This window comes from Clostridium sp. C8 (assembly GCF_001010885.1).
GTDB classification, from domain to species: domain Bacteria; phylum Bacillota; class Clostridia; order Clostridiales; family Clostridiaceae; genus Clostridium; species Clostridium sartagoforme.
Map to the genome: position 1 here is coordinate 1 of NZ_LBMX01000081.1, position 17943 is coordinate 17943.

The 17943-nt window shown below is 27.3% G+C and carries 18 protein-coding genes, 1 pseudogene and 1 riboswitch; of the genes and pseudogenes, 1 reads left to right on the forward strand and 18 read right to left on the reverse strand.

Features of this window, described 5'->3' with window-relative positions; translation table 11 throughout:
* Window positions 1–13 precede the first annotated feature (13 nt).
* From cysK to AAT22_RS11515, 16 genes and pseudogenes are all read right to left on the reverse strand, one after another.
* Window positions 14–910 carry a cysteine synthase A gene (cysK, locus tag AAT22_RS11440; RefSeq protein WP_047001333.1) on the reverse strand — a complete coding sequence of 299 codons (897 nt, stop codon included), beginning with the start codon at window positions 908–910 and terminating at the stop codon, window positions 14–16.
* A 119-nt stretch (window positions 911–1029) separates the two neighbouring features.
* Window positions 1030–1998, reverse strand: coding sequence for a TDT family transporter (locus AAT22_RS11445; RefSeq protein ID WP_047001334.1), 969 nt, complete (start codon window positions 1996–1998; stop codon window positions 1030–1032).
* A 132-nt stretch (window positions 1999–2130) separates the two neighbouring features.
* The gene (locus AAT22_RS11450) at window positions 2131–3354 is read right to left on the reverse strand and encodes an FAD-dependent oxidoreductase (protein ID WP_047001335.1); all 1224 of its coding nucleotides are present in this window, start codon (window positions 3352–3354) and stop codon (window positions 2131–2133) included.
* Complete coding sequence (locus AAT22_RS11455) at window positions 3354–3767, reverse strand: 4Fe-4S dicluster domain-containing protein (protein WP_016206761.1); 414 nt, start codon at window positions 3765–3767, stop codon at window positions 3354–3356. Before AAT22_RS11455 ends, AAT22_RS11450 begins: the two co-directional genes overlap by 1 nt.
* A gap of 9 nt (window positions 3768–3776) precedes the next feature.
* Window positions 3777–5861: pseudogene (locus tag AAT22_RS11460) on the reverse strand (molybdopterin oxidoreductase family protein).
* A gap of 200 nt (window positions 5862–6061) precedes the next feature.
* Window positions 6062–6517: an MOSC domain-containing protein gene (locus tag AAT22_RS11465; RefSeq protein WP_047001336.1), complete on the reverse strand. Its 456-nt coding sequence runs from the start codon at window positions 6515–6517 to the stop codon at window positions 6062–6064.
* Between the two features lie 4 nt (window positions 6518–6521).
* Window positions 6522–7493 (reverse strand): GTP 3',8-cyclase MoaA, encoded by a 972-nt coding sequence (gene moaA, locus AAT22_RS11470; RefSeq protein ID WP_047001337.1) that lies wholly within the window; start codon window positions 7491–7493, stop codon window positions 6522–6524.
* Window position 7494: 1 nt separating this feature from the next.
* The gene (gene moaC / locus AAT22_RS11475; protein WP_047001338.1) at window positions 7495–7989 is read right to left on the reverse strand and encodes a cyclic pyranopterin monophosphate synthase MoaC; all 495 of its coding nucleotides are present in this window, start codon (window positions 7987–7989) and stop codon (window positions 7495–7497) included.
* 9 nt (window positions 7990–7998) lie between these two features.
* On the reverse strand, window positions 7999–9015 hold the full coding sequence (locus tag AAT22_RS11480) for a molybdopterin-binding protein (RefSeq protein ID WP_047001339.1): 1017 nt from the start codon (window positions 9013–9015) through the stop codon (window positions 7999–8001).
* Between the two features lie 61 nt (window positions 9016–9076).
* Window positions 9077–9568, reverse strand: coding sequence for a MogA/MoaB family molybdenum cofactor biosynthesis protein (locus AAT22_RS11485; protein ID WP_047001340.1), 492 nt, complete (start codon window positions 9566–9568; stop codon window positions 9077–9079).
* The gene (locus AAT22_RS11490; RefSeq protein ID WP_016206754.1) at window positions 9568–10143 is read right to left on the reverse strand and encodes a molybdenum cofactor guanylyltransferase; all 576 of its coding nucleotides are present in this window, start codon (window positions 10141–10143) and stop codon (window positions 9568–9570) included. The genes AAT22_RS11485 and AAT22_RS11490 overlap by 1 nt, the downstream gene beginning before the upstream one ends.
* Window positions 10144–10151: 8 nt before the next feature.
* Window positions 10152–11357, reverse strand: a complete 1206-nt coding sequence (locus tag AAT22_RS11495) for a molybdopterin molybdotransferase MoeA (RefSeq protein ID WP_047001341.1) — start codon at window positions 11355–11357, stop codon at window positions 10152–10154.
* A 219-nt stretch (window positions 11358–11576) separates the two neighbouring features.
* A riboswitch (molybdenum cofactor riboswitch) is annotated at window positions 11577–11715 on the reverse strand.
* The gene (gene mobB, locus AAT22_RS11500) at window positions 11707–12216 is read right to left on the reverse strand and encodes a molybdopterin-guanine dinucleotide biosynthesis protein B (RefSeq protein ID WP_016206752.1); all 510 of its coding nucleotides are present in this window, start codon (window positions 12214–12216) and stop codon (window positions 11707–11709) included. Its footprint overlaps the riboswitch before it by 9 nt.
* Window positions 12217–12437: 221 nt before the next feature.
* On the reverse strand, window positions 12438–13034 hold the full coding sequence (locus AAT22_RS11505; RefSeq protein ID WP_016206751.1) for an ATP-binding cassette domain-containing protein: 597 nt from the start codon (window positions 13032–13034) through the stop codon (window positions 12438–12440).
* Window positions 13027–13794 carry an ABC transporter permease subunit gene (locus AAT22_RS11510; protein WP_016206750.1) on the reverse strand — a complete coding sequence of 256 codons (768 nt, stop codon included), beginning with the start codon at window positions 13792–13794 and terminating at the stop codon, window positions 13027–13029. The genes AAT22_RS11505 and AAT22_RS11510 overlap by 8 nt, the downstream gene beginning before the upstream one ends.
* On the reverse strand, window positions 13769–14764 hold the full coding sequence (locus tag AAT22_RS11515) for an MqnA/MqnD/SBP family protein (protein ID WP_047001342.1): 996 nt from the start codon (window positions 14762–14764) through the stop codon (window positions 13769–13771). Before AAT22_RS11515 ends, AAT22_RS11510 begins: the two co-directional genes overlap by 26 nt.
* Before the next feature lie 189 nt (window positions 14765–14953).
* On the opposite strand from AAT22_RS11515, the gene AAT22_RS11520 reads away from it, so the two are divergent.
* Window positions 14954–15943: a DUF4003 family protein gene (locus AAT22_RS11520; protein ID WP_047001343.1), complete on the forward strand. Its 990-nt coding sequence runs from the start codon at window positions 14954–14956 to the stop codon at window positions 15941–15943.
* 24 nt (window positions 15944–15967) lie between these two features.
* On the opposite strand, the gene AAT22_RS11525 is transcribed toward AAT22_RS11520, so the two are convergent.
* Entirely contained in the window at window positions 15968–16906 is a 939-nt protein-coding gene (locus AAT22_RS11525) for a ribonuclease Z (protein WP_047001344.1), read from the reverse strand.
* Window positions 16907–17089: 183 nt separating this feature from the next.
* The gene (gene deoD, locus AAT22_RS11530) at window positions 17090–17797 is read right to left on the reverse strand and encodes a purine-nucleoside phosphorylase (RefSeq protein ID WP_016206746.1); all 708 of its coding nucleotides are present in this window, start codon (window positions 17795–17797) and stop codon (window positions 17090–17092) included.
* Window positions 17798–17943: the final 146 nt, after the last annotated feature.

Sequence of the window (17943 nt, forward strand, 5' to 3'; positions counted from 1 at the left end):
GTAAGCTTGATGGCTATGCCGTATCTGGTAAAAGTACTACGATATTCTTCCCTTTATTTTCTTCCCTTTTTGCTAATTCTTGTGCTGCAACTATTGCTGCTCCTGCTGATATCCCTACTAATAATCCCTCTGTTCTTGAAAGATCTTTTGAAGCATTAAATGCATCTTCATTGTCAACAGTAATAACTTCATCTATAATTGAAACATTTAAATTTTTAGGTATAAATCCTGCTCCTATACCTTGAATTTTATGAGGCCCTGGATTTCCACCAGATATAACTGGAGAATTTTTTGGTTCAACTGCAACTATCTTAACATTAGGATTTTTAGCTTTTAAAACTTCTCCAACTCCTGTAATAGTACCTCCTGTACCAACTCCACCTACAAATATATCAACTTTTCCATCCGTATCTCTCCAGATTTCTTCTGCAGTTGTATTTCTATGAATTTCTGGATTAGATGGATTTTCAAATTGTTGTAAAATAACTGAATTTTCAATTGTATCCTTAAGTTCATTTGCTTTAGCTATTGCACCTTTCATACCTTCTGTTCCAGGTGTAAGCACTAATTCTGCCCCTAGAGCTTTTAGAAGATTTCTTCTTTCTAAACTCATAGTTTCTGGCATTGTTAAAATAAGTCTGTATCCCTTTGCTGCTGAAACAAAAGCTAACGCTATACCCGTATTTCCACTTGTTGGCTCTATTATTACTGAATCTTTATTTAAAATTCCATTTTTCTCTGCATCTACTATCATTCCATATCCAATTCTATCTTTTACGCTACCACCTGGATTAAAATATTCTAACTTTGCAATTACTGTTGCTAAAAGATCCTTTTCTGAATTGTAATTAGATAATTCTAATAATGGTGTATTTCCTATTAATTCTACTAAACTTTTTGCTATTTTCATTTTTATCTCTCCTTTATATCCTACTATTCCGATATGTTTGTTTATACTTATATATTACTCTTTTTTTTATCATTTGTGAATACCTTTTTATAAATTTGAAGAAAAAATTTATATCATTATTATTGTATGCCTTCTTTAAAACTACTCTTAATGTCTTTTATAAATATCATAAAAAAATTAAATAGTACAAATACTATTATACCTGTTGTAACATATATTTGTATCCCTGATATTTCTTTTAATATATTACTTAATAATTTATATCCTTTATAATTTAGAAATGATGACATTTTTATTGAAGCTAATGTTGCTATTGCCATAGGGAAGGTTAATGCTGAAAAAGATGGCGTAAATTTATAGGAAAAAAATTTAGGAAGCTTTAACAATACGAATAAAAGCGTACCAAAAACTAAAAGATATAATAAATATAATACTAGATTGTTAGCGTTATCTTCAATATTTATATAACAAACCACACAAAGACTTGAAGGAGCAAGCAAAATAGCTTGAGTATGAAATACTGCATCCTTTACAGGAACTTTTATTAATCTTAAAATCATAAATGGTAATATAATTAGTAGAGCCACAATACCATAATATAAAACTATTTTATTTATTAAAGGCTCTTTCATAGAAGCTCCTACAACTACAGAAACCATTATTCCATTATATGTCACATACCAACTTGGAAGAAAAGTATCTTTGTTTAATCCCTTTATTACATTATTATATGTAAATACTACTATATGCACTGCATGCACCCCTACCCCTAAAATCCATAGACCTTTCCCAAATTTATTATTATAATCAAAATAATATGACCCTAGAATCATAGTTATCATAGTTATTCCTGCATAAAGACTAGATGGAACCGTGTTAAAATACTCTTTTTTGCAAGTAGGATAAAATAATAAAATTTTAACTATATAAGTTAATAAAATAACTGTTGCAATCCACATAGTTAAGTGCCTTATCCATATGTATCCTAATAAATAATAAATATTAGATAATGTAGCTGCACCTACCATAGCTGGCACTACCGCAATAGGTAAATTCTCAACTTTTTTCAAAAATAGATTTTCTTTCATGGTTCCCTCCTAAGCCATTTATTAAGCATTGATAATAATGAGGTTTTGATAAAACTAATTAATCTTTTACTTATATAGTTATAAAATATTTATGACTATCACATTATTATAATTATTAATTTCTCATTTAAATCAATATACAAATTCTAAATTTTCTGTTTCATTAAAGAAGTCAGAATAATCAATGTCAAATAAAGGTTTTTTAACTTTATCAACATTTATTTTTTGTTTTATAAGTTGTGTCAATACTCCTACATAAGATAAATCTCCTTGAACTATAGCTCCATAAATTGCTCCATCTTTATAAATTATTTTTCTATAATCCTTACCATCAATATCTACTATTTCTTCATAATCATCGTCAGGCTTTGTAACTATACCTAATGACATAGTAGCCACACCGCAAAAATTCATCGTATTTTTACTAGCGAAGTAATCTTCCATAAATGTTTCTTTTCCAACCATATTATTTGCCGCTATTATTCCTTCTTTAACAGCCGTTGGCCAAATAGGATTTCTTCCTGTTATATCTCCTGCTCCATATACATCTTTAGCATTTGTTTCACCTTTTGCATTTATTATAAGTCCAAATTTATCACATTCAATTCCAGTATCTTTTAAGAATCCTACATTTGCTCTAACACCAGCACAAGCTATAATGAGTTCACAAGGTACTTCTTCTCCTGTATTAAGCTTTATTGAAACTGGATTATTATCATTATCTACAATCACCTTTTCTGCTCTTACACCAAACTTAAAATTAACTCCTTCTTTTCTTAACCTTTCTTCATATACATTTGCAGAATATTTGTCTAATTGAAGGGGAAGCATTCTATCTCCCATTTCAATCATTGTTAAATTCACATCATAATCTAAAAGTCCTGCTAAAGCATCAACTCCAACTAATCCTGCTCCTAAAATAGCAACATTTTTAACTTTCTTAGTAAGCTCTTTGATTTTTATTGCATCATCTAAATTTCTAAGCCCAATTATATTATTAGAAGTTCTTAAATTTTCTATTGGTGGTAAAAAAGAAGAAGCTCCAGCTGCAAGTAAAACTTTATCATATTTTAAACTTTCCTTATTTGATAAAGATAAAACTTTTTCTTTAATATCTATTCCTATAACTTCAATTCCTTTTAACCATTTTATATTATACATATCAAAAAAATCTTTGGGAGTAAAATCTAAATCCTTAATATCTCTTCTACTATCTAAAAAATGATGAAGTATACATCTTGAATATACTCTATCATCTTTTGATACTAAAATAACTTCTGCATCTTTATCATATTCTCTAATTGTTTTAGCTGCATTAATTCCTGATGCTGATGCACCAACTATAACATATACCATTATTTATATACCTCCTCTAAGGTTAAAGCTCCCATAGGACATTTAGCTACACATTGTGGATACTCACTTTCAGTAGATAAGCACATATCACATTTCATAACTTCTCTATTAGTTTGATAATCCATCTTTAATACTCCATAAGGACAAGCCATTATACACATAAAGCAACTTGCACAACGACTTTTATCATAAATTACATAGCCACTTTCATCATCTCTTCTCATTGCTCCAGTAGGGCATGCATATACACATTCTGGTCTAGTACAATGCCTACAGTATATAGGCGCATACTTTCCCTCACTATCAATAACTATTCTACCTCTAGTATCTCTTGATCCGTGAGCTACCGTACAGGCCGTAACACAAGTTAAGCATCCTATACATTTTTTTCTATTTATTTTTATTCTTTTCATATTAATCTCCTAATTTATTTTTTCTATTTTTACTGGTACATACTTATAATTAGGCTCTCTTGAATAAGTGTCAAACACTGATGGTAATACAGAGTTTGACTCTATATAATGCATTGGTACAAAAACATGATCTTTCTTTACAGTTCTAGTTAACTTAACTAGAAAATTATTGCTTAATCCATTAGGTGCAGTTACCTTAACTTTTTCATTTTCTCTAATGCCAAGCTTTTCTGCCGTATCTGTATTAATATTTATATATCCTTCTTTAACAATTATTGCTTCTACTGCTGGAATTTCCCTTGTTCTTGTTTGTGTATGCCATTGACCTGCAGTGGCCCTTCCTGTACTTAAAATATAGGGGTATTCCTTATTTTGCTCATATGGCATTTCACTTATATCCTCATAAATAAATTTGGCTTTTTTACTAGGAGTATAAAACTTTTTATCTTCAAAGAGTCTTCTCTCTTTACTATCTAATTTCTCTCCTTTTCTAAATGGCCATTGTATTCCTTGCGATACTATTAAATCATCATATTCTACTCCTGTAATATCACAAGGCATATCCTTAGTACATTCTCTTATTGTTTCAAAAGCATCCTTTGGAGTTCTCCATTTCTCCAAAAGTTTTCCCATTCCAATAGCTTCGCCAATTCCTAGCATTATATCATAGTCTGATAATTCATTTTCCTTTTTAGGAATTACTGGTTGAATTTTAGATATTCTTCTTTCTGTATTTATGAGAACCCCTTCCTTTTTTAATCCATTTGTTGATGGAAGTATAAGATGCGCATATTTAGCAGTTTCTGTATCGCTATAAATATCTTGAAGAGCTAAGAATTCTAGTTTTTCAGCAGCTTTCTTAAATTCTAAATTATTTATAAAAGATGCTGCTGGATTTGTAGCTATCACCCAAAGAGCTTTTATTTCTCCTTTATTAATGCCTTCAATTATTTGATCATATGGAATACTTGATTTTTTAGGTAACATATCTTCATCAATATCTAAGGCTTCTGCTACAACTTTTCTTCTATCCTTATTACTATATTCTCCGCCTCCGTAAAGTCCTGTTGTATTACTAAATAATCTTGATCCCATAGCATTTCATTGCCCTGTTATTGAATTTGCTCCTGTTCCAGGTTTTCCTATATTTCCAGTCATAAGCGCCAAATTTATTATAGCCTGTGCAGTTCTAACTGCTTGATATCCTTGATTTACCCCCATAGTCCACCAAAACGATACTCTTTTTCCTTCATGAATTATTTTTGCAAGATCTAATATTCTTCCTTTGGATATTCCTGTATGCTCTTCAATATCATTTATATCATATTTTTTAACATGGCTTTTAAAGCCTTCAAAGTCTTCGGTGCTATTTTTTATAAACTCTTTATCTATCCATTCTTTTTCAATTAGCACATTTGCTAATGTATATAAAAGTCTTAAATCACTCTTTGGTTTTAAATCAATCCAAATATCTGCATTACTAACTGTCTCACTTTTTCTTGGGTCAATTACTATAAGTTTTGAATCTTCACCTCTTCCATCAACAAGTCTTCTCCAAAGAATTGGATGAGCTACTACCGGATTACAGCCAATAAATATTGCTACATCGGATAGTTCTAAATCTTCAAAGGTGTATGGCGGTGAATCAAAGCCAAAACTTTGTTTATATGCTACAACTGCAGTTGCCATACAAAGTCTAGTATTTCCATCTCCATTACCACCTAAAAAATTTCTTCCTATATGTCCAGCTAGTGCCATTTCTTCAGTACATAACTGCCCTGTACTTAAAAATGCAAAACTTTCTTTTCCATACCGATTTTGTATATCTTTAATCTTATTCGCAAATATATTAAATGCTTCTCCCCAAGATATATGTTCAAACTGTCCTTTTTTATTTTTTAAAAGTGGCAGTACTGGGTTCTCATAAATAGTATTTTGTTTATCTAAATTAAGACCTTTAATACAACAAAAACCTTTATTCACAGGATAATTCTTTGCTGGTACTACCCTTTCTATAAAATCATTTTCGTTAACATGGAAATCAAAATTGCATGCTATAGAACAATAATTGCAAGTAGATCTAACAATTCTCATATAATTTCTCCTTTAAATCTATTCATTTTATAAATATTATTTCTAATATTTACTTCTTGTATTCATTTAATAAAAATACATAACCTATGTAAAATGAAGATATCATAAAAATATCCATAAAATTAATTTTTTTGCTACTCTAAAAAGTAAAAACATCTTAGCATTCAATTATTTCATAACTAAATGCTAAGATGTTTTCGTTACAAGGAAAATACTTTCCTTTCCATATTTATTAAATTGCACTCATCTCCAACTCTTACTTTTCCGCCCCTTAATACCCTAGTAAATATACCATTTTTCGGCATTATACATTCTCCAACTTGATAATATATAGCACACTTATCATGACATTCCTTACCAATTTGAGTTACTTCTAAAAGTACTTCTCCTACTGTTAATCTTTGTCCAACTGGAAGTTTATTTAGCTCAATTTCATCTATTACTAAATTTTCTCCAAATGCACCAAAATCTACGTCTCCACCTTTATTTCTAAATTCATCAATTTTTTCAAATGCTAATAAACTTACTTGCCTATGCCATTTACCTGCATGAGCATCACCTTCTATCCCAAACTCTTCTATAAAGGTTGCTTCTTCTATTTCATTTTTTAATGTTCCTTTATGCTTACTTGTACATATAGCTAAAACTTTGCTCATATTTCTATCCTCCAATTTGATTCATAAATTTTAATTCTTTGTCTTTACTTTTCTGCATAAATAAATGTTTTTCTGGTTTATCAAAAATGCTATTGTGTATTGCAAGTGACAAATCTTTATCAGAAACTCCACTTCTAATTAATTTCTTTAAATCAATACCATAATTGAAATGTAAACATTGTTTCAAAAATCCTTCTGGAGTTAATCTAATTCTATTACATTCTTCGCAAAAGCAATTGCTTATTGCACTTATAAATCCAATTTTACCTTTAGCACCATTTAATTTTATATAAGTTGCTGGACCCCCACTTTTATTTTTTTTAACTTCTTCAAATTTCTTATAATTATTTTTAATAGTTTCTATAATATCTTCATTATTAATTCCTTTATATTTGCTTCCTACCCCAATTGGCATAAGTTCTATAAACCTTACATCTATTGGATTCTTTAAAGTTAAATTAACAAAATCTATTATCTCCTTGTCATTAATTCCTTTTATTATAACAGTATTTAATTTTACTTTAATTCCAAGTGATATACATTTATCTATTGCTGATAGTACCTTTTTCAAATCTCCTAATCTAGTTAATTTCTTAAAATTCTCTTCATTTAAGGAATCTAAACTTATATTAACACCTTTTAATCCGGACTTCGAAAAAATCTCTAGATTTTCTTCTAGTAATATTCCATTTGTAGTTAAATATATTTCTTTTATAGATGGTATATTATTTATTCTTTGCATAAGTTCTAATATATCTTTTCTAACTAAAGGCTCTCCGCCAGTAAATCGAACTTTTTTTATACCAAGCTTTGCACTTTCACATACTATTTTACATATTTCATCATTAGTTAGTTTATCTTCATTTTTAAGAAAATTATTATCTTTTTCTTCCATACAATATATGCATCTTAAATTACAGTTATCAGTTAATGAAATTCTTAAATAGTCTATTTCTCTGCCATATTTATCTTTCATATTATTTTAAAGAGCTATCATAAAAATCAAACTCTCCACTCTTCCCCCCTGTTTTTTTTAGTAAATGAGTGTACTCTATAACCATTCTTTTATCTACAGCTTTACACATATCATATATTGTTAATGCTGAAATCGTAGCTGCAGTTAAAGCCTCCATTTCAACTCCTGTTTTATCTACTATTTTTACAGTTGCTTTAATTTCAATACTACTATCTTCATCATTTATTTCAAAATCTATATTACAACTCGATATCATTAAAGGGTGACACATAGGTATTAAATTAGATGTTTGCTTACTAGCCATTATTCCCGCAACTCTAGCCACTCCTAAAACATCCCCTTTACCTATTTCCCCTTTTTTTATAAGTTCTAATGTTTCTTTACTTACTTTTATTTTAGAAATTGCAATTGCAACTCTTTCAGTTTTCTTCTTTTCTGATACATCTACCATCTTTGCATTGCCATTATTATCAAAATGAGTAAATTTACTATTCATTATATCCTCCTACTTTCCAAAAGAACAATGTGGAAAAGTACAAATCTTACAATCTAAGCACAATCCTCCATGTCCATAAGCTGCTATATCCTCTAAAGTTAATTTTTCATCTGATAGTACTCTTGGTAGTACTAAATCTAATACTGTTCTTTTTGAATACATTGCACAACTTGGCACTCCAAGTATAGGTGTATCTTTATAATAAGCTAATAAGAACATAGCTCCTGGTAATACTGGTGATCCATAAGTAACAAGTTCTCCGCCACATTCTTTTATAGCTGTTGGCGTTACATCATCTGGATCTACTGACATTCCACCTGTACATATAATCATATCTACATTATCATTTAATCCATTTTTTATTTCTTCTATTATTCTTTCTTTAGAATCTGGTAAAATAACTTGCTTTATAACTTCACTGCCATAATATCCAAGCTTAGATTTAATAACAGGTAAAAAGGCATCTTTTATTCTTCCATTATAGACTTCATTACCTGTTGTTATAAGCAAACACTTTTTAGGCTTTATTTCTTCTACATATATAATTTTATTTTTTATTAATTTTTCTGCATTAATTATCTTATCTTCATCAATTATTAATGGAATAACTCTTGTTGCACCTATTTTCTCGCCTTTTCTTATTGGAGTATTATTATGTAGTGTTGATACTATTATTTCTCCAAGACTATTAAGTTTAAATAATTCATCTTTATTTATTTTTAAAACTCCATCTATATCTGCAAAAAAGTCCACTTTTCCTTCTTTGATTTCTTTTGATTTACAGACACCCTCTCCAAGTACAAGGTTTGAAATCCTAATTGCAGCATCATTTTCATGTAATTCTCCTTCACTAGGTTCCCATACATAAATATGCTCTTTGCCTATGGATAATAATTTTTCAATATCTTCCTCTTTTATAACATGACCCTTTTTAAAAAGTCTTCCTTTGAATTCTCCTGGTATTATTTGAGTAACATCATGAGATAATATACACCCAACAGAATCATATACACTTATCATTTTCATTTTACTTAATCTCCTATAAAATTAATAATATTTCTAATAATTTTTTTAAATATAATTATGTTTACTTTCTCGCACATTCCTTTGATTCCCCAGTTAAAATATCAATTCCATGTTTTAGCTCATCTAATATAAAATCTAAAGCTTCTTTACAAGCTTTTGGACTTCCTGGCAAATTTACTATTAATGTATCTTTTCTTATACCTGATACGGCTCTTGAAAGCATTGCTCTTTTAGTTATTTGAAGACTATACATTCTTATAGCTTCACAAATTCCTGGTGCTTCTCTATCAATTATTTCTTTGGTTGCCTCTGGAGTTATATCTCTTTTGGAGAATCCAGTACCACCTGTACTTAATATTAAATTAACCTTTAGTTCATCACTCATATATATAAATTCTTTTTTTAACATCTCATTTTCATCAGGTACAATCATCATTTTTTCTACTTTGAAACCTGCATTTTCTACTATTTCTTTAATAACTGCTCCACTTTTGTCTTCTCTCTCTCCTATATACCCTTTATCACTACTTGTTATTATTCCAACAGTGTACATTAAATTTCCTCCAAATCATTATATTCATTAATTGTATTTATATTTGAAAACTCTTTTTCACTTAGCACTTTATATTTTTTATCTTCTAACACTTTATATTTTGTTGACATTATAAACTTTTTTAATTTATTTTCATTATTTATTAAAGCTTCTTCAGCTCTAGGAATTAGTCCTTTAGAATATATGGCACATAATGGTTGAAGTTTTTCATTTATTTTAGGTACTAAAACTTCATATTCTTCATTTATATCACTTATAAACTTTAAGATATTTTTTGTAATTAAAGGCATGTCACAAGCAATACAAAAAACCTTCTCATTTCTCGAATTTTTAAGTGCTGAATGTATTCCGGATAAAGGCCCATTTCCTAAATAAATATCATTAAAAACTTTCAAACCAAACTGTGTATAATCTTCTTTATTATTAGATATAATTATTACTTCATCAAAATCCTTTCCTTCATATATTATACTTTCTATAAATGTTTTTTCTTTAAAAAGTAATAATGCTTTGTTATTATAATTCATCCTACTGCTTTTTCCACCTGCTAAAATAGCTAATGTTTTATTTATCATCTTTTCTCCTAAAGTTTTATAATATCTACTAAATCACCTTTACTTTTTCCATCATTATTAACTTCTATTTCAATTATACAATTTGAATTTATTGCAGAACTAAGTATTCCATTTCCTGATTTAGTTTGTGTTATATGTACATATTGTCTATAATTATCAATTTCTACATATCCTCTTATGAATCTTCTTTGAGGACTTTTCTTTTTGATGTCTTGTAATAATATTGCTTTTTCTCTATTTATTTTGATTTCTTTATATCCAGATAATTTCTCAAGAGTTGGCTTAACTAATAGTTCGAAAGTTGTTAGTGCAGCTGTTGGATTACCTGATAAACTTAGTATAATTGACTTATTTATCTTACTACATAAAACTGCTGAACCTGGTTTGATATTAATTTTCCAAAAAAGCTTTTCTCCACTTGTTATATCTATGGCTTCTTTAAGTAAATCCTTTTCTCCTACCGAAACTCCTCCGGTTGTAATTATTAAATCTACCTTCTTAGACAATTGTTCAATACAATTACCTATTTCCTTAGAATCATCATTTATATGACTAATATATTTAACATCATATCCAAGTTCACCTAATCTAGATAATATAGAATATTTATTACTGTTATAAATTTTTCCTTCTTTAAGCTCAAAACCAATATCAATAACTTCATCACCGGTACTTATAAATGCCACTTTAGGCTTTTTATATACTTTTATTTTATTTATTCCTGAACTAGCTAAAATTCCGATGTCAGCATAATTAAGTTTTTTATTTGACTTTAAAAGTAAGCTTCCTTGTAATATATCTTCTCCCTTTATACAAATATTCTCATTTTCATTTATATTTTTTCTTAAAATAATATAATCTTCTTCTATAACTACATCTTCTTGTTTTATAACAGCATTTGCTCCTTTTGGAATTGGTGCTCCTGTCATTATTTTAATTGCTGTTTCTTCACTTACAATGTTATTACAGACTCCTCCTGCATAAACCTTATCAATTATCTTTAATCTTTTATTAATTAATTCTTTATTATTACAAATAAATGCATATCCATCCATGGCAGATTTATTAAAAGGTGGATTGTTTATTTGTGCATATATATTTTCAGATACTACTCTATTTAATCCATTAATTAAATCTACTTCTTCAATATCTAAATTATCTACATTTTCGTTTAATATTTCCAGTGCTTCATTTAATGATATAAAGGATCTCACATTCTTCCTCCTTTAAAATTTATATAATAATTCTTTTAAAATAATATTGCTTTGTATTTTCTATATAAAAAGCTTATTACTCATAAATTGGGTGAGTAATAAGCTTTTAATTTAAATATAAATAAACACCTTTTATAGTGCTAAAATCTACTTAATGTATAAATCTTAAAATTAACCTTAATATTATTTTAAAATTTATATTTTATAAGTAATTATATACTTAAGTCAACTTATTTTCCTTCCCAAATCGTGGAGATGCTATTTTTTCAAATAAACACCCTGTGAATTTATAATTCAGGCATAGAATCCATAGATTGTATCCTTAGGTAATACTATGCTCTAGAAAATATTATTGATAATTTTCAAATTTAAAATCTTCTTCTTTCTCTATTAAATTAGCAAGTTCTTTAAAATCATTTTTATCTACAACTAAAATATTATCTAATCTTAAGTTTACATCACTTGCTATTGCTATAAGATTATTCTTAGGCGTTATTATTTTACTACTAACACCATTTCTATATACTTCTATCTTTCTTAAATTACTTTTCTTATATCCTTCTACTAAAATTATATCTTTATCTATAGCTATATTTATTAGATCATAAAATTTAGTTTCTTCTTTTAATTCTTTTATTATCGCAAGTCTAGAACTAGAGGATATTATTATAGTTTCTGAACCTGCTTCTCTATGTTTATATGTATCTTTTCCTTTTTTATCAATATCAAATTCATGAATATCATGTTTAATTGTTGCTACACTTAAATTTCTACTTCTTAATTCTCTTATTAAACCTTCAATTACAAATGTTTTTCCCACATTTGATTTTTCTCCGATTATATTAATGACCTTTGGCATAATTTCCATCCTTTAAGTATTTTAAATTATTATCCTTAAACTTATACTTATTATATTCTAGATTTTCTATAATAATCCTTCTGTAAACTATATCATTAATTAAATTTTATCCTCAATATTAGTTTTTCCTTTATTACTTCTATTAATTCAAATTTATTGCATTTAATATTCTTTAAGCATTTCCCTTGTAAAAGTTTTAGCAATTCTACGCTTAAACATAACTATTTAATTATCTCTTTAGTAACAGGCTCATTTTTAAGTAATATTATTTTATCAGCAAACCTCTTTGCTTCTTCTATATCATGACTTATTACTATTGCCGTTTTAGAATTTTCATATATATATTCCTTTATAAATCTAATGACATTTTCTTTATTTTCTTTATCTAATCCCTTAAACGGTTCATCCATAATAAAAATTTCTCCATTATAGAGTAGTGCTCTAGCTATACTTACTCTTTGTTGCATTCCACCGCTTAGCTCGTGAGGATACAACTTTTCGCAATTTATTAAATTCATATTTTGTAATATCGTTTTAATTTTTATTTTTCTATCTTCTTTCATAACTTTATTTTTTATTACTATTTCTAAATTCTTATAAATATTCTTCCAGGGTATTAATCTACTTTCTTGAAAAACAACACTAATATCAACATTTTTCAAAAATAAATCATCTTTTATATATTTTATTAAAGTAGTTTTTCCTATTCCAGATTCACCCATTATATAATTTATAGCATTTTCCTGAAATTCTATTGAAAAATTATCATATAACACTTTATCTCCAAAGCTAATATTAATATTATTAAATTTAATCAATCATATATCTCCTATCTTTAATAAGAATATTTAAAAAACATATAATAAATTTATCAGTTACATAGCATAGCATTGCTACTATAATTATCCATGCAAATATACCTGGTGTATTAAAGTTAATTTTTTCACCTTGTATAGCACTTCCTATTCCATAAGACGGTTGTCCATAAACTTCTCCTGCAATTACTACTTTCAAAACTAAGGAAAAAGTCGATGTTGCTATAGATGATATACTTATTATTATTGATTGAATATGTATATTAAAAAGTTTATCAAAAAAACTAACCCTAAAAGCTTCAACCATTTCATTTAAATAACTATTTCCATTTATAAGTGAATTAATTGTTGTTTCATATAATATTGGAAAAGCTATTACAATTCCAATTAAATAAGGTGCATAATTTTTATTTAACCAAATTAGTGCAATTAGTATAAAAGCTATTGTTGGTATTGATTTTAATATTGAGTTTACTGGATATAAAAAATTGTAGATAAATTTATTGAAGCTTGATACTATCCCTAGGAACACAGCTATTATTAGTGCTATAAAAAAACTTATGAAGCCTCTTAATAATGAATTTATTATATTTAATAAAAATTGCTTTTCTTTTACTATACTTATTATTTCTATTAATATTTCACTTATCTTAGGCAAATAAATAGAATTGTTAATTTTATTGGATAAAATTATCCATATCACTACTATTATAAGTAGTGATATGAATATTATTCTTTTATCCTTCATAGAAGAATTTTTCATCTGGTACCTTTTCTCCTATTGATTTTGAATTTTCACTTTCTAAAACTTTAAAGTAATCTATATAATCCTCTTTATTATCTTTTGCCTTTGAAAAGCTTATATTACTATTTTTTATTGACTTTTCTGTTATAGAGGTTTCTACTTGTGAACCATTTTCAACTGAATATTGTGCTGCTTCTTTATTATTATCATTTACCCATTTAACTGATTCATCTACTTTAGTTATAAACTTTTCAAGAAAATCTTTATCATTGGCTATTATTTCTTCCTTAACTATTATACTTGCCTGTGGAAAACCTTTTTCACTATTAAATTGTTCTTTCCATAAGTCATTTAAACTAGCCACTATACTTATATTAGGTTTTTTACTTAATATAGTTGTTAAAGCTGGTTCAGGAACAACTGCATATTTAGCTTTTCCACTTAATATAGCTGGTGCTAATTCTGTAGCACCTCCAACATAACTTAAAGTAACATCATTTAAAATTCCATTTTGCTTTAATAAAGCTTTAAAAACTATATCAGGAGTTAATCCATTAGCTATGTTATATATCTCTTTTCCTTTAATGTCATTAAAATTTATTTCACCTTCAGTTGAAATCAAATATAAAGCTCCGAAGCCAGTTGTTCCAACTAACTTATATCCAAGACCTTTATTATAAGCTTGTGCTGCAATGTTAGATGGTACTATAGCTATATCTGGTTCTCCTTTCATAACTGCAGTTGCTAATGTATCTGCTGTATTTTCTATAGAATAATTAATAATGTGCTTATTATCAACCTGTATATTTTCTTTTATAAGCTTTGAAATTGCTGTAGCTGGAACCCCATTTGGTACAACTACTGATACTTCTTTTACTTCTTTATCGTCTATTATAGTTTCTTCTACTTCTCCTTTACAGCTTGTCAACGTCAATAGCATTGTAATCATAAATAAAATAATTACTTTCACTTTATTACTTTTTTTCATTTTATCTAACCTCCATATTTTACTACATATTACCATTATATCACTAATGTTAATATACTCAAATTTAAATACTTATAAACTTATATGATGTTATGAGTTATTTTTTATCTTATAAAGAGTTTTTTTGTATTGAATTAATTTTAATTTATAGTTATAATATTATTATAAATTTTAAGGAGATGAGAGTTTATGGTAGATGATAAAATTGAACTACTTATTAAAAATAGTAAGCTATTAGATAATGTAAAATCAACCCTTGGTATGGGTACTTTTAAAAAATGTAACGCTTTAAACTTAACATTAAGAAATAGAAATGCAGATGTAGAAAAAATTAACAATTGTATAGATATAATAAGGAATAACTCTTCTATTTTTTCTAACTTTAGAGGTAATAATCTTTTAACTACTGCTGTCAATTTGTCTATACAAAATAATCCTGAAGAAAGTTTTAATGATATTATAATAATATATAATAAATTAAAAAATCATTTCTTCAATAATCAATTTTTAGTTTTAGCAGCTCAAATAATCTATAATTATAGAAATATAAATGATGTCGATTTAATAGTTGTAAATACTAGAAAAGCTTATGATACTATGAAAAAAAATCATTTATTTTTAACTGGTCAGGAAGATATTTGTGCTGCAGCTCTTATTGCAACAACTTCAAATAACGTAGAACAAACATTTATAGATATGGAAGAATGTTATAATATTCTAAAAAATAATGGTTTTTATAGTGGAAATAATCTTCAAGCTTTATCTCATATACTATCTCTCTTCGAAGGATTCCCACAAGAAAAATGTAATAAAGTACTTTTGTTAGATAAAATTTTAAGAAATCATTCTGTTCCTTTAAAAAGCTATTCTCTTCCAATTTTAGGTGTTGCTGCTCTCACCAATATAGATTACGAGAAATTTGCTACTGATTTAAATTCAGCAAATAATTATCTAAAAAAGCAACATGGATTCGGAAGTTTCTCTTTAGGATCAACTGTAAGAAATATGATAATAGCATCCTTACTTTCATTAGAATTTATAGAAAATAGTGATTCCTTAACTAAAGAGAAGTTAATTGAGACAACTAATAATATATCTTTAAATATTGTTCTTATAATGCAAATAGCAGCAGCAACTGCGGCTTCTTCTGCTGCTATAGCAGCTTCTTCTAGTAGTTAATTTTTATAAAAGCCTTAAAGATTACTATGTAAACTTTAAGGTTTTTATTATTTCATCTTCTCCTATTGTTACATTATTGAAAACTTCTGTTGCATTTTCTAAATATTCATTTGGATTAATCATAGCAGGACTAAAGTGAGTTAAAAGCATTTCTTTCACTTCACCATTCTTGGCTAAAGTTGCTGCTTCTCTAAAGGTCATATGCTTATTTTTTATAGCTTTATCTATGTCATTATCATCTCCATAAGTACCTTCACAGATAAATAAATCACTATCTTTTATAAAATTACATATATTACTTAGAGGTCTTGTATCAGTTATAAAACTTAATTTAATTCCTTTTCTTTCTTCTCCTAAAACCATAGTGTAGTCATATCTTATCCCTTCATAAACTATCTTTTCTTCCTTTTGTAATCTATTCCATAAAATTTTTGGTATATTCATATTGGTAGCTTTATTTATATCAAACTTTTTCTTCCTTTTAAAATAAAGACTATATCCTAAACAAATAGCTGAATGTTCAAGTTCTATAGTTTTTAAAACCAAATCACTTTTTTCACTTGTGTCTATTTGAAGTATATCTTTTTTTAGATTTAAATATAATTTTGTAGGATTTTCTATTATATTTAAATCATAAGGTAAATAAGGAGCAATAACCCTAAGACTATTTACTACATTAGTAATTCCTATAGGCCCAACTATAGTTAAAGGATGTTCTCTTCCACTATTTCCTATTGTTGAAAGAAGCCCAGGAAGTCCTACAATATGATCTCCATGAAAGTGTGTTATTAAAATTAAATCTATTGCTTTAAATCCAAGCCCCATTTTTCTTATTGTTACTTGTGTTCCTTCGCCACAATCTATTAATATTTTTCTTCCTCTATAATTCATAAATAAAGATGATAAATTTCTATTTGGCATAGGCATTCCTCCACCACAACCTAATAGTGATATATCAATCAAATTAAACACCTTCTTTCTAAATTATTTTTTGCAAAATTACAATATGTATACTTTTATTTTTAGCATTTTACTTAACTAAATATATTAGCTATTTAATTGCTACTAATTTTAATATATAGATTTATAATTTAAATGTAATGAAGACAGTAGAAGTTTTTATCTACTGTCTTCATTATGCAAATATTATTTTGCTAATTCTAAGGCTATCTCCATCATATCAGTAAAACTTTTTTGCCTTTCTTCAGGAGTAGTTTCTATTCCTTTAAATATATGATCAGAAATTGTTAGTATAGATAATGCTTCTACTCCAAACTTTGCAGCTAGTGTATAAAGTTCTGCTGATTCCATTTCTACAGCTAAACAACCATAATCAGCCCATAGCTTTATTCCTACATTAGTATCATCATAAAATAAATCTGAAGATAAAACATTACCAACCTTAATGTTTAAACCTTTTTCTTTTCCTTTATTATAAGCTTCTAATAAAAGATTAAAGTTTGCAGTTGGAGCATAGTCCATACCTTGAAATCTTCTTTTATTTATTGCTGAGTTTGTTGAGGCACTTTGTGCTAATACTACATCTCTTACATTAACATCTTCATTAATTGATCCTGCTGATCCAATTCTAATAAGTCTTTTTGCTCCATAAAATTGAATTAATTCATTTACATATATAGAATGTGATGGTAAGCCCATTCCTGTTCCTTGTACAGATATTCTTTTTCCTTTGTATGTACCAGTATAACCATACATTCCTCTAACTTCATTATAACAAACAGGGTTTTCCAAATAATTTTCAGCTATAAACTTAGCTCTTAATGGGTCTCCTGGTAATAGTACTGTTTCTGCTATATCTCCTTCATTAGCCATTATGTGTAAATGCTTTGCCATATTTTAAAAGCCTCCTTAATTTATAATTAATAAAATACTATCATACTTATAAAGTTAAATAAACCTTTTCATTTTAAATTATCATTATTATTATATTTATTATCAAAAAAATAAAATTTAAATTGCGAATATAAAGGCTACGATAA